Origin of the sequence: Frigoribacterium sp. 2-23, assembly GCF_049601585.1 — a bacterium.
In the GTDB taxonomy this organism is placed as follows: Bacteria; Actinomycetota; Actinomycetes; order Actinomycetales; family Microbacteriaceae; genus Frigoribacterium.
This window is the reverse complement of the sequence record NZ_CP187126.1, coordinates 100,148-113,079: the sequence shown is the minus strand read 5'-3', so window position 1 is coordinate 113,079 and position 12,932 is coordinate 100,148. Positions and strand designations below refer to the sequence as shown.

General features: G+C 69.1%; 10 protein-coding genes and 1 tRNA gene. 3 read left to right on the top strand and 8 right to left on the bottom strand.

Annotation, left to right across the window (positions count from 1 at the left end; translation table 11 throughout):
* Positions 1 to 88: 88 nt before the first annotated feature.
* Positions 89 to 179 (bottom strand) — tRNA-Ser (locus ACPEEZ_RS00530).
* 182 nt (positions 180 to 361) lie between these two features.
* On the opposite strand from ACPEEZ_RS00530, the gene ACPEEZ_RS00525 reads away from it, so the two are divergent.
* A complete protein-coding gene (locus ACPEEZ_RS00525; RefSeq protein ID WP_423921311.1) occupies positions 362 to 1,132 on the top strand; it encodes an SGNH/GDSL hydrolase family protein in 771 nt (256 codons plus the stop codon).
* A 225-nt stretch (positions 1,133 to 1,357) separates the two neighbouring features.
* Here the strand turns inward: ACPEEZ_RS00525 and ACPEEZ_RS00520 are convergent, their stop codons facing one another.
* On the bottom strand, positions 1,358 to 3,958 hold the full coding sequence (locus tag ACPEEZ_RS00520; protein WP_423921308.1) for a metallophosphoesterase: 2,601 nt from the start codon (positions 3,956 to 3,958) through the stop codon (positions 1,358 to 1,360).
* A gap of 261 nt (positions 3,959 to 4,219) precedes the next feature.
* Here ACPEEZ_RS00520 and radA point away from each other — a divergent pair, with 261 nt between their 5' ends.
* The gene (gene radA, locus ACPEEZ_RS00515) at positions 4,220 to 5,584 is read left to right on the top strand and encodes a DNA repair protein RadA (protein WP_423921305.1); all 1,365 of its coding nucleotides are present in this window, start codon (positions 4,220 to 4,222) and stop codon (positions 5,582 to 5,584) included.
* 84 nt (positions 5,585 to 5,668) lie between these two features.
* On the opposite strand, the gene ACPEEZ_RS00510 is transcribed toward radA, so the two are convergent.
* From ACPEEZ_RS00510 to ACPEEZ_RS00495, 4 genes are all read right to left on the bottom strand, one after another.
* Positions 5,669 to 6,061: a dehydrogenase gene (locus tag ACPEEZ_RS00510; RefSeq protein ID WP_423921302.1), complete on the bottom strand. Its 393-nt coding sequence runs from the start codon at positions 6,059 to 6,061 to the stop codon at positions 5,669 to 5,671.
* Between the two features lie 53 nt (positions 6,062 to 6,114).
* Positions 6,115 to 6,807 carry a hypothetical protein gene (locus ACPEEZ_RS00505; protein ID WP_423921299.1) on the bottom strand — a complete coding sequence of 231 codons (693 nt, stop codon included), beginning with the start codon at positions 6,805 to 6,807 and terminating at the stop codon, positions 6,115 to 6,117.
* 142 nt (positions 6,808 to 6,949) lie between these two features.
* Positions 6,950 to 7,483 (bottom strand): amino-acid N-acetyltransferase, encoded by a 534-nt coding sequence (locus ACPEEZ_RS00500; protein WP_423921296.1) that lies wholly within the window; start codon positions 7,481 to 7,483, stop codon positions 6,950 to 6,952.
* Between the two features lie 247 nt (positions 7,484 to 7,730).
* A complete protein-coding gene (locus ACPEEZ_RS00495) occupies positions 7,731 to 10,220 on the bottom strand; it encodes an ATP-dependent Clp protease ATP-binding subunit (protein ID WP_423921294.1) in 2,490 nt (829 codons plus the stop codon).
* Positions 10,221 to 10,400: 180 nt separating this feature from the next.
* On the opposite strand from ACPEEZ_RS00495, the gene ACPEEZ_RS00490 reads away from it, so the two are divergent.
* Positions 10,401 to 11,333 (top strand): NAD(+)/NADH kinase, encoded by a 933-nt coding sequence (locus tag ACPEEZ_RS00490; RefSeq protein WP_423921291.1) that lies wholly within the window; start codon positions 10,401 to 10,403, stop codon positions 11,331 to 11,333.
* A 94-nt stretch (positions 11,334 to 11,427) separates the two neighbouring features.
* Here ACPEEZ_RS00490 and ACPEEZ_RS00485 read toward each other — a convergent pair whose 3' ends face one another.
* Both ACPEEZ_RS00485 and ACPEEZ_RS00480 read right to left on the bottom strand, forming a co-directional pair.
* Positions 11,428 to 12,474 carry a sigma-70 family RNA polymerase sigma factor gene (locus ACPEEZ_RS00485; protein ID WP_423921289.1) on the bottom strand — a complete coding sequence of 349 codons (1,047 nt, stop codon included), beginning with the start codon at positions 12,472 to 12,474 and terminating at the stop codon, positions 11,428 to 11,430.
* 248 nt (positions 12,475 to 12,722) lie between these two features.
* Positions 12,723 to 12,932, bottom strand: coding sequence for a hypothetical protein (locus ACPEEZ_RS00480; RefSeq protein ID WP_423921286.1), 210 nt, complete (start codon positions 12,930 to 12,932; stop codon positions 12,723 to 12,725).

Sequence of the window (12,932 nt, the reverse complement as noted above, 5' to 3'; positions counted from 1 at the left end):
GACCTTGCTACTGCAGGTCGTTGCACCAAATCGTCACCAGGGGCTGTTCTAGAAAGCAGAAAACCCCTGGATGACCAGGGGTTTTCTGTGGCGGTACCGGTGGGATTTGAACCCACGGTGGAGTTAACCCCCACACATGTTTTCGAGACATGATCCTTCGGCCGCTCGGACACGGTACCGGGAGAGAGTTTAGTACATCTTCGCCGCAGGTTCGAAATCGGCTTCCGCGAGCGCCGCCGCGACCGCGAAACCGAGCCCGAGCCCGGCCCTGAGCCCAGCCCCAAGCCAACCCACACCGACCCGCCCCACCGCACCCGCACCTCCTCGGCTCGACCCCACCGCCCCGGCGTAGCCTCAAGCGATGCGCACCCGCCAGCTCGCCGTCGCCGCCGGCACCTCCGCCGCCCTCGCAGCCGCCGCCTACGCCCTCTACCGCCACTTCGCCGGCCAGCAGCGCAGCGCGGCCGACAACCTCAACAGCATGCTGCCGGTCCACTCCGCGTGGTGGCGCGACCGCATGACCCGCAGCGGAGCCCTCGTCTACATCGCCCTCGGCGACTCCGCCGCGCAGGGCATCGGCGCCTCCAACCCGGGACGCAGCTACGTCGGTCGCCTCTCGACCCTCATCCGCCACGCGTCGCACGGCTCCGTCCGCACCATCAACCTCGGCGTCAGCGGCGCCACCACCCGCCTCTGCCGCCGCGACCAGCTCCCCCGCCTCGAGAAGTACACCGGCGACATCGTCACGGTCGCGATCGGCGCCAACGACATCATCGGCTTCGAGCCGGAGCCCTTCGAGCGCAACATCCGCGCCATCTACAGCGCGCTGCCCGCACACGCGATCGTCGCCGAGGTGCCCGCCATGTTCCTGCCCGACCGCGAGCGTAAGATCACCGTCGCCAACCGGATCATCCACCGCGTCGCCGACGAACTTGGCCTCACCGTCGCCCCGCTGCACGAGACGACCCGCCGCCAGGGCCTCGTCCGCACCTTCTTCAACTCCGCCGGAGACCTCTTCCACCCCAACGACAACGGCTACCAGGTCTGGGCCGCCGCCTTCGAGCCCGCCATCGCGGCCCGCCTCGCACAGCTCGCGGACGCCGCCGCCGACGCTCCCCGCACCGCGGACTGATCGACGCACCGCAGACCCCTTGCCGCCCCGGCAGAACCTCGAAGTGGCCAACGAACCTCGGTAGAACGAGGTTCGTTGGCCGGACCGAGGTTCGCGACGCCCGGGGAGGCGCGCCCACCTCCCCCAGCGCCCGCACCCGTCCCCGCACCACGAACTGATCAACGCACCACGCAAGAACGAGGTGCGTCGATCAGAACGAGGTGCGAGACCCCGAGGAGGCGCGGGTCAGGACGTGCGACCGGCCCCGTCCCCGAGACCGCGCGGCGCGACCGCGGCGGCAGCCGCGCGGCGTCGACGCACCACGAGCAACACGCCACCGAGCAGCATCAGCAGCACCGCGACCGAGACGGGAGCGACGAGCGACGCACCCGTGTACGCGAGCGAGCCGTCGCGGGCGACGGTCGCCGCGCCTCCTGAGGTTCCGGCCCCGGGCGCACCCGCGCCGGGCTGCCCGGCACCGGAACCCGCGCCCGCACCAGCCCCGGGAGCACCCGGCGCACCGGGGTCGACCACCGCGGCCGTCGAGAAGCGGAACTCGACCGCCGCCGCACTCCGCGTCCCGAGCGACTGCGTCGCCGTCGCGACATGCTCCCCCGCAGGCAGCGCAGCCGCAGCAGCCGCAGCAAGCGAAGCCCGAGCAGCCCCCGAGCCACCCGCAGCAACCGCGTCCACACGCCACACCCCGTCCGCACCCACGACCGCCGATCCGCCGAGCGCCCCGCCCAGCGTCACGGTCGCGCCGGCGAGCCCGGTCCCCGACACCGACACCGTCGAGGCGCCGTCCAGCGCCACACCCGCAGCCGGCGCCGTCACGGCAAGCCCCGTCAGGTCGGCCCGCGCGGTCAACCACTGCGACGCGTTGGTCGGGTGGTCGATCACGCGCGTCTCACCGATGCAGCCGGCCCAGCCGTTGGTCGCCTTGTCGTCGACCCAGTCGCTGCCGAACAGCCACGGCATACCCTGCTGGAACGCCTGCCCGGCGCTGTCGGTCGTGTTCCGCAGCACCGGAGCGCCGTCCACGTACATCGTCGTCGCCGCCGTCGCGGGGTCGTTCACGAGCGCGACGTGCATCCAGCGGTCGAGCACGATCTCGCCCGACCACGCGGTCCGATCACCCTTCGAGGCGTCCGACGGGACCTCGGTCCACTGCAGCTCCTTCAGGTTCGACAGGCCGAGCGCGGCGGGCGACGCCGTCCAGTCCCAGCGGGTCTCGGGCACACCGATCTTCGACCGGTTGCCCGACCGCACGACGGCCTTGGCCCAGGCGTTCGTGTCCTCGCTCCACGACGGGTCCACCTTCAAGAAGGTCTCGATCGTGTAGCCGTCGTCGAGCTTCGCGTCGTTCACCGACGCGTCGGCGTCCGTCACCAGGTAGCTGAACCGCCCCTGCGTCTTGTCGCTGTTCGCGAAGCACATCGCGGCCCCGGCCGACGACAGCGGGTCGGCATCGGCCGTCACGGTCACGTCGCCGACCTCGGCGGTCGCCGAGCCGGACGCCGACAAGGAGGCACGGTGCAGGTCGTTCCCGCCCGCCACGTCGACGACGGCCTCGCCCTCGTCGATCACCCCCTGGTCGGCCGACGGACGCCAGTGCGCCAGCGTGCCGTCGACGTGCGGGTAGTCCTCGGTCGATCCGGGCGCTTCGGTGGTGCCCACGGGCGTCCCCTCGAAGCCGTCGAGGAGGATGTCGCGCGCGGCCTGCGAGAGCGACGAGCGCGTCGGCTCGCCTGCAGAGAACGACGGGTTGAAGCCGGCGAAGCGTGCCGCGAAGTCGATCGGCAACGTGAACTGCTGCTGCGGCCCCTCCAGGAACGGCTGGTCGTACGACGTCAGCATGTCGGCCGGCTTCGACGTCACCCACGGCGACGCGGTCTGCACGTCGATCTCGTTGTTCGTCAGGTCGAACTCGTAGAGACCGAGGTAGCCGTTGCCGCCCTCGTAGGCCATCTGGTAGTCGATGACGACCTCCGTGACCTCGTGCCCGAAGTCGTTGACGAGCGTCTGTCGCGCCGCACCGTGGAAGTGCCCGTTCAGCGTCAGGAAGATCTGGTCGTTGCCCTTGATCAGCTTGTCCCACAGCCGGTCGCCGTAGTCGGTGGGCCGCGGGCTGACGCCGTCGTTGTCGATGTCGATGACCTGATGCGTCGTCAGGATCGTCGGCAGCGTCGGGTGGTCCGCCATGACCTGGTCGGCCCAGGCGAGCGTCGCGTCCGAGGCACGCCACGCGAGCGCGAGCACCAAGAACTGCTGCCCCTCGGCCTCGAACACGTGGAACTGGTTCAGCCCGGTCGGGTCCGAGCCGTTCTCGAGCGACGCCTGCGACGCCGTGCGCTGCGGGCCGAAGGTCGTGAGATAGGGCTCGGCGGCCAGGTCGTACTGGTCGTCGTAGAGGTCGTCGTTGCTGTCGAGCACATCGTGGTTGCCGGGCAGGATCGAATACGGGACCCGCGCCTCCTCGAGGTTCTTCATCGCCGTGTCGGCCGCCTCCCACTGGCGAGGCACGGTCACCTGGTCGACGACGTCGCCGAGGTGCGTCACGAACGGGATGTTCAGCGCGTCGTGGTTCTCGGCCAACCATGCGGTCTGCGTGCGGAACGGATCGGTGCCGTACCGCGGCAGGAACTGATCGGCGCTGTACCGCGAGTAGAACTGCGTGTCGGGCATCACCGCGAGCGTGAAGCGCGACGCGAGGTCGGCGGCCTGCTCGGCAGCGGGTGCGGGTGCGGCGGTCGCGGCGGTCGGTACGAGCAACGCCGTCGCGGCGGTCGCGAGGCCGGCCAGCCCGGCGAGGGCTCGTCGTCTGAGGGGAGTGAGGGTCACGGTCATCCAGTCGTCTCGTCAGGCCGCCGGCTCCGACGGTCGCTTCGACTCTGTCGGTCTCCGATGCACGACCAGTGGCTCTGCTTTGAACTGCCTGAGACCGTGACCTTAACGGGGGGCGACGCGGTCGGGCCGAGCCGCGCCTCCTCGTCGCGTCGCACCTCGTTCTGATCGACGCACCGCGCTGTAGCGAGGTGCGGTGATCAGAACGAGGTTCGGCCGGCACCACCGCCCCGAAATGTCGGAGGCGCGACCTACGCTGGCAGCATGCCTCGCCCCACGACACCGCCCTACCGCTGCACCGAGTGCGGTTGGACGAGCCTCAAGTGGGCCGGTCGCTGTGGCGAGTGCCAGCAGTGGGGCACGGTCGTCGAGGTGACGACCTCGCTCGTGGCCGCCCGCGGCACCACGGCGACGAAGGTCGGCTCCGACCGGGTCGCCCGCCCGATCACCGAGGTCGAGGCCTCGTCGGTCGCGTACTGGCCGAGCGGCATCGCCGAGTTCGACCGCGTGCTCGGGGGCGGCATCGTGCCGGGCGCCGCGATCCTGCTGTCGGGCGAACCCGGCGTCGGCAAGTCGACGCTGCTGCTCGAGGTCGCCTCGCGCGCCGCCGCCTCGGGCGCCCGCGTGCTCTACGTCACGGCCGAAGAGAGCGCGTCGCAGGTGCGACTCCGCGCCCAGCGCACCGGCGCCATGAACCCGAACCTCTATCTCGCGGCCGAGGTCGACCTCTCGGTCATCCTCGGGCAGATCGACCAGGTCGACCCGCAGCTCGTCATCGTCGACTCGGTGCAGACCGTGTCGTCGTCGGCGTCCGACGGCATCGCAGGCGGCCCGTCTCAGGTGCGCGAGGTCGCGTCGACCCTGATCCGGGTGTCGAAAGACCGCAACCTCCCCGTGCTTCTGGTGGGGCACGTGACGAAGGACGGGTCGATCGCCGGCCCGCGCCTCCTCGAGCACCTCGTCGACGTCGTGTGCCAGTTCGAGGGCGACCGGCAGACCGCGCTGCGGTTCATCCGCGCGCACAAGAACCGCTTCGGCCCGACCGACGAGGTCGGCTGCTTCGAGATGACCGGCGACGGCATCGCCGAGGTCGCCGACCCGAGCGGGCTGTTCATGTCGCGCAACGGCGCGCCGGTGAGCGGTACCTGCATCACGATCGCGATGGAGGGGCGGCGCGCGCTCCCGGTCGAGGTCCAGGCCCTGATCGTGGCCAGTTCGACCCCGCAGCCCCGTCGCGTCGTGAACGGCGTCGACTCGTCCCGGGTCGCCATGCTGCTCGCCGTGCTCGAACGCCGGGCCGGTATCCGCCTCGGCGACGCCGACGTCTACGTCTCGACCGTCGGTGGCATCAAGATCACCGAGCCGGGCGCCGACCTCGCGATCGCCCTGGCCCTCGCGAGCGCCAGTCGCGACACGTCGTACCCGCACACGATGGCGGCGGTCGGCGAGATCTCGTTGGCGGGTGAGATCCGGCCGGTGTCGTCGCCGAAGCAGCGCGCGTCCGAGGCCCGGCGGCTCGGCTTCACGCAGCTCGTCGACGCCGAGTCGGGCAACCTGCGCGAGGCGCTGCGCCGCGCGTTCAGCGCCGCCGCGACGCCGCGCGAACGCGAGCTCGACGCCGCGTTCTGACGCGTGCGGCCGCAAGCCGACCCGAAAACGACTAACCGACGCGAAAGATCACGTCGGTTAGTCGTTTTCGCGTCGGTCAGCGGGCTACCGCAGCGCCTTCAGCAGGTCGTCCGGGTTGGCCGCCATCGTGTGCGGCCCGGCGATGTCGAAGAAGACCTGCTCGATGACCTCGAGGTGCGCCTCCATGAACTCCCTCAGGGCGGCCGCGTCGTACAGCATGACCTGCCGGTTGTCCTCGTTCGGCACCATCGCGGCGTACGCGTCGGCCGACGAGAACAGCAGCAGGATGCGCTTCTCGGTGTTCTCGCGGCCGAAGACGCGCACCTGCTCCTCGGTGGCGACATCGGTGTCGCCGGGCCCGACGACGAGCTTGGGCACGACGACGACGTCGTGCCGCAAGGCGAACGCGACGGCCGCGACGTCCTGGGCGGCGAGCGCCTGCTCGAGTTGTTCGGATCGGAAGACGGGATCAGCCACGGTTCAGTTCACTTCGGTCGAGCGCGAGCGGGTGGTGCACGGGACGGGGCCCGTCAGTTCAGGATCATCTGCCGGGTGTCGGTCGACGTGATGTCTCCGACGGACACGGTCAGGCGGTAGCTCGCTCCCCCGGCGGTGACCGGAGCCCGGTTGGCCGCGGTGCAGGTGTCGGCCGACGAACGGGTGCGGTCCCAGGCGATGGGCGGCGTCGACAGGGTCTGACCCGCGGTGAGGGTGACGTCCTGCTCGGTGCCGTTCTGCTGGCAGTCCTTCGACGACCAGTACTGGTCCTGCCCGCTGGTGATGACGAGCTTCTGCTGGTTCGAGCCCAGGTTGATCACGCAGTCGGTCTTGCCCGTGTTCGTGATGCTCATCGAGATCTGCGGCAGCTCGGTCGCCGTGTACGACGACTTGTCCGTGACGGGCTTGAGGGTGATCGCGGACGGGCTGCACGCCTTGGCGTCGCCGGTTGCCGCCGAGGGCGCCGGCGCGTTCGGGTCGGCCGTCGCGTCGGCGGCCGGAGCCGTCGCGGCCGGATCGGCCGACGGCGTCGCGGCGGGGTCGCTGGCGACCGTGTCGCTCGGCGTGGACGACGGGTCTCCGGAGGCGCCGCCTCCTGATCCAGGTCGCACCACGATCAGGATGATCACGATCAGGACGACGAGCACGCCCGCCGCCAACATGGCTCGCCGACGCCAGTACACCTGGGGCGGCTGCGGACCGACCGGGTTCTTGAACGTCGACATGCGCACAGGTTAAGGGCGGGCCCCGCCGAATCGCGGGACGTGCGCGGCGTGTACTCCTGAGAATCAGCGGCGAGCGGCGCCTGCCACGACGGCGTGCGGTGACAGCCACGACGGCGAGCGGCGCCTGCCACGACGGCGAGCGTCAGAGCGGCGGCAGCTGCTTCAGCATGCGGCTGTTGCCGAGCGTGTTCGGCTTGACGCGAGCCAGGTCGAGGAACTCGGCGACACCCTCGTCGGTCGAGCGGACCAGCTCGGCGTAGACCTCGGGTGACACGAGCCCCTCGTCGCCGACGTTGAGGTAGTCGTGCTTCTCGAAGAAGTCGACCTCGAACGTGAGGCAGAACAGTCGCCCGATCTCGAGCCGGCGCGCGGCCGCCTCGAGCGAATCGAGCAGCCGGTGACCGACACCCTTGCGCACCCAGTTCTCGTCGAGCGCCAGCGTACGGATCTCGGCGAGATCGTCCCACATGACGTGCAACGCGCCGCAGCCGATCGGCACGCCGTCGGGGCCGAGCGCGATCTGGAACTCCTGCACATCGCCGTACAGCGTGACGAGGTCCTTGCCGAGGAGGATGCGTCGGCCGACGTAGGGCTCGCACAGCCGCTGGATGTGCGGCACGTCGCTGACGACCGCGTTGCGAACCGTGATGCCGTGCGCGCCCGCGGGGTCTGCCACTGCTGCTCCTGACTGCGATGACCCGGGGAGGCGCGGGCCGGGTCCAACCCTACCCGCGCCTCCTCGATTGCGGACCGGCGCCTCCTCTTCGCAATGTGCGACCGTCTCGGGGCGGAGAGCCGTGACACGCCGCCAAAACGGGCGTCCGCGAGCGAAACGGTCGCAAATTCGCGACCGAGCGACCGCGCACAAACGCCGGAGGGCGGCCGGACCGAAGTCCGACCGCCCTCCGGCGTTGTAGTGGTTGCTAGCTCTCGAGCTCGGGAGCGTCGCCCACGAGCACCTCTTCACGACCCGGCTGACGCGAGGTCGCGAAGGTGAACACGCCGTCGACGTAGTCGACCTGCACGTGGTCGCCCGCGTTGAGCTCACCCTGGAGGATGCGCTCCGAGAGGCGGTCCTCCACCTCGTGCTGGATGGCACGACGCAGCGGTCGAGCACCGAGCGACGGGTCGAAGCCGATCTTGATGAGCTGCTCCTTCGCGGCGAGCGACAGCTGAGCGGTCATGTCGCGGTCGAGCAGACGGTCGGACAGGCGCTTGATGAACAGGTCGACGATCTGGAGCAGTTCGTCCTGGTTCAGCTGCGGGAAGACGATCGTCTCGTCGACACGGTTCAGGAACTCGGGCTTGAAGTGCTTCTTGAGCTCTTCCGTCACCTTCGAGCGCATGCGGTCGTACGACGTGGCGGTGTCACCCTCGATCTGGAACCCGACGGGGCCACCCGTGATGTCCTTCGTGCCGAGGTTGGTCGTCATGATGATGACCGTGTTCTTGAAGTCGACGACGCGACCCTGACCATCGGTCAGGCGGCCTTCTTCGAGCACCTGCAGCAGCGAGTTGAAGATGTCCGGGTGGGCCTTCTCGATCTCGTCGAACAGCACGACGGAGAACGGCTTGCGGCGGACCTTCTCGGTCAGCTGGCCACCCTCTTCGAATCCGACGAACCCGGGAGGGGCACCGAACAGACGCGAGACGGTGTGCTTCTCGCCGTACTCCGACATGTCGAGCGAGATGAGCGCGCCCTCGTCGTCGAACAGGAACTCGGCGAGCGCCTTGGCCAGCTCGGTCTTTCCGACACCCGTGGGCCCGGCGAAGATGAACGAGCCGGAGGGACGCTTCGGGTCCTTCAGGCCGGCACGCGTGCGTCGGATGGTCTTGGAGAGCGAGGCGATCGCCTGCTCCTGACCGATGACGCGCTGGTGCAGAGCCTTCTCCATGAAGACGAGACGCGAGGTCTCCTCCTCGGTGAGCTTGAAGACCGGGATACCGGTCGCCTGGGCCAGCACCTCGGCGATGATGCCCTCGTCGACCGTTCCGCCGGCGCCGGCCTCACCCGAACGCCACTGCTTCTCGAGACGGAGACGCTCACCGAGCAGCTTCTTCTCCTCGTCGCGCAGCGAGGCGGCCTTCTCGAAGTCCTGGTCTTCGATCGCGGCCTCCTTCTGGCCGCGGACGCCGGCGATGCGCTCGTCGAACTCGCGCAGCTCGGGCGGTGCCGACAGGATCGACAGACGCAGGCGGGCGCCGGCCTCGTCGATCAGGTCGATCGCCTTGTCGGGGAGGAAGCGGTCGCTGACGTAGCGGTCGGCCAGGTTCGCCGCGGCGACGATGGCGCCGTCGGTGATCGAGACCTTGTGGAACGCCTCGTACTTGTCGCGCAGACCCTTGAGGATGTTGATCGCGTGCGGCAGCGACGGCTCGTTGACCTGCACGGGCTGGAAGCGGCGCTCGAGCGCGGCGTCCTTCTCGAAGTGCTTGCGGTACTCGTCGAGCGTCGTGGCACCGATCGTCTGCAGCTCACCGCGGGCGAGCAGCGGCTTGAGGATCGACGCGGCGTCGATCGCACCCTCGGCCGCACCGGCACCGACCAGCGTGTGGATCTCGTCGATGAAGACGATGATGTCGCCGCGGGTGCGGATCTCCTTGGTGACCTTCTTCAGGCGCTCCTCGAAGTCACCGCGGTAGCGGCTGCCGGCGATGAGCGAGCCGAGGTCGAGCGAGTAGAGCTGCTTGTCCTTCAGCGTCTCGGGCACCTCGCCCTTGACGATCGCCTGGGCCAGCCCCTCGACGACGGCGGTCTTGCCGACGCCGGGCTCGCCGATCAGCACGGGGTTGTTCTTCGAGCGGCGGGAGAGGATCTGCATGACCCGCTCCATCTCCTTCTCGCGACCGATGACCGGGTCGAGCTTGTTGTCGCGCGCGGCCTGCGTCAGGTTGCGACCGAACTGGTCGAGGACCTGGCTGCCACCCTGCGTGCCCTGCGTCTGCTCGCCACCCACGGCGACGGCCTCTTTGCCCTGGTAGCCCGAGAGCAGCTGGATGACCTGCTGGCGCACGCGGTTGAGGTCGGCGCCGAGCTTCACCAGGACCTGGGCGGCGACGCCCTCGCCCTCGCGGATGAGACCGAGCAGGATGTGCTCGGTACCGATGTAGTTGTGGCCGAGCTGCAGCGCCTCGCGCAGGGACAACTCGAGCACCTTCTTCGCGCGCGGCGTGAAGGGGATGTGACCGGTCGGCTGCTGCTGGCCCTGACCGATGATGTCCTGGACCTGCTCGCGGACGGCGTCGAGCGAGATGCCCAGCGACTCGAGCGCCTTGGCGGCGACGCCTTCGCCCTCGTGGATGAGACCGAGCAGGATGTGCTCGGTACCGATGTAGTTGTGGTTGAGCATCTTCGCCTCTTCTTGGGCGAGGACGACAACGCGACGGGCACGGTCGGTGAATCTCTCGAACATCTCTTAACTCCCTAGGTGGCGGGGTGGGTTGCGCCACCGAATGTGCACACGGCGCCCGCAGGGGGTGGCACCGGATACATCAGAGAGTAACCAGCACCTCCTGCTTAATCAGCCCCTGTTCGCTGGGGGCGTGACGCTCTCTCAGCGGCTCGCACCGTGCCTCCGGATAGCTTTGCCCTCATGGGTTCCTTCACCGTCGGCCTGGTGCCGCACCCGACCAAATCCGTCCGCGAGTCGATCGAGATCGTGCTCGCCTGGAAGACGGCGCAGGGCGCGCATCTGATCGCGATGGAGAGCGACGCCGCCCGCGTCGGCGAGGGCGTCCGCCTCGTCGACGAGCAGACGTTCCGGGACACGGTGGAGGTGGTGGTCGCCATGGGCGGCGACGGCACGATGCTGGGCGCCATGCGTCTCGTGGCCGAGCGACCGGTGCCCGTGCTGGGGGTCAACTACGGCAACGTCGGGTTCTTGGTCGAGGTCGAGCCGCGTGACCTGCCGTCGGCGCTCGACCGCGTCTCGTCCAAGGACTTCTCGCTCGAACCGCACCACGCCCTCGAGGTCGTGCACACGAGCAACGGGCTGACGAACCGGTTCCTCGCGTTCAACGACGCGTCGATCACGCGGCGGCCGGGCGAGGGCGTCGTGTCGGCCGACCTGGTCGTCGACGAGACGCCGTTCGGCTACTACAAGGCCGACGCGCTCGTCATCGCGACACCGGCCGGCTCGACCGCCTACAACTACGCGGCGGGCGGGCCCGTGCTGTCGCCGGCGGTCACGGCGACGATCGTGACACCGGTCGCCCCGATGTCGGGTATCGACCGCGCGGTCGTGCTCGGCCCGAAGGAGAAGCTGCGCTTCGAGCTGGCGGGCGCGACACGGTCGGCCGCGCTCGAGATCGACGGACGCGTCGTCGCCGACGTCAGCGCCGGGTGCCAGGTGGGCGTGCGGCTGCGGCGTGACGCCGGGCAGGTGATCCGCTTCGACGCCGGGAGACACGCGACGAAGGGCCGGCTCAAACTGAGCCTGCTCGACCTCCCTCTGCGCGAGGACCAGCTGCTCGAACTCGTCCCCCCGGAGGCGCGGGCCAAGTTCAAGGAGGCGCGCGCCCGCTAGCGCTGCGCGCCCTCACCTCGTGCAACGAAGTGTCGCGTCCGGCTGATGTTTGGAAGAAACATCGACCGGACGCGACACATCGTTGCTGGAGGGTCTACTGCAGGTAGAGCTGCAGGTCCTGGCTGACGGCCTTCGCGAACATGCGGAGGCGCGCGCGGCTCTCGACCCGCGACACGGCCTGTCGCGACGAGTGCACCCGCTTCGAGATCTCGTCCAGCGTCATCGGCTGGTCGTCGTCCAGGCCGAAGCGCATGCGGATGACGCGGGCCTCGTCCTCGGGCAGTGCCGCCACGAGGGCGTGCATGTCTCGGTTGAGCAGCGTGTTCTCGGTGGCCGCCGTGGGCGAGGGGGTCTCCTCGTCCTCGATGAAGTCGCCCAGCTCACTGTCCTCGGCATCGCCGACGACGGTGTGGATCGACACGGGCTCGTGCGAACGCGACTTGAGGTCGACGAGGTCCGAGACCTCCATCGAGACCTCTTCGGCGACCTCTTCGACGGTGGGCGCGCGGCCCAGGTCGACGGTGAGGTCGCGCTCGGCCCGCGAGATGCGGTTGATGCGCTCGACCGTGTGCACCGGGATGCGGATGGCACGGGCCTTGTCGGCGAGGCCGCGGGCGATGGCCTGGCGGATCCACCACGTGGCGTACGTCGAGAACTTGTAGCCCTGCGTGTAGTCGAACTTCTCGACGGCGCGGACGAGACCGAGGTTGCCCTCCTGGATGACGTCCATGAACGGCAGGCCGCGCTGCGTGTAGCGCTTGGCGATGCTGACGACCAGGCGGAGGTTCGCCGTGATCATCTTGTCCTTGGCGCGCTCGCCATCGTGGATCAGCCAGCGCAGGTCGCGCTTGAGCTCGGCGGTCGCCTTCGTCTTGGGGCCGGCCTCGACCTCTTTCAGCTTCTCGCCGGCGAAGAGACCCACCTCGATGCGGCGGGCGATCTCGGTCTCCTCCTGAGCGTCGAGGAGGGGCATGCGCCCGATGTGGCGGAGGTAGTCGCCGACCTGGTCGGTGGATGCACCTCGCACCTGCGAGAGGACTTCGACCTCGGTGTCGTCGTGGTCGGCCATGCTGCTCGTCTTGGTGGTCGCGCTCGTGGCGGCGGCCTTGGTGTCGCGTGCGGTGACGGATGTGATCGTCATGCTCGTTTTCTCCCTGCTAAAAGTCAGACTGTGTTGTCATGTCGATTAGTTCGTGAAGCTCATCGGCATCTACGAGTCTGGTGCGCCCACGAAATGACACCCTTGTCATTCAGGTGGTTCACAAGGTTGTTCGGAGTGCACTTTCAGCCTTTAGGCCGATTCGGGGTACGGGCCGTCGACATTTTTGACGGGAATGACGATCGGGTGTAGGCGCCCACCACCGGGTCAGGGGTACAGCTTCACAGCCTTCAGGAGGCGCGGCTGGCGTCCGTCGAGGACGACGTGCGACGCTCGTCGGCTTCGACGCGAGCACGCTCTTCGGCCTCGATCTTCGCGTACGTCTCACGCTCGGTGCGGTCGGAACGCAGGAGCGCCCGGACGGTGAACCAGAAGATCAGGCCCACGACGATCGTCGGGGTCACGGAGAAGAGGACGCCGCCCCAGAGTGTCGTAGGCAT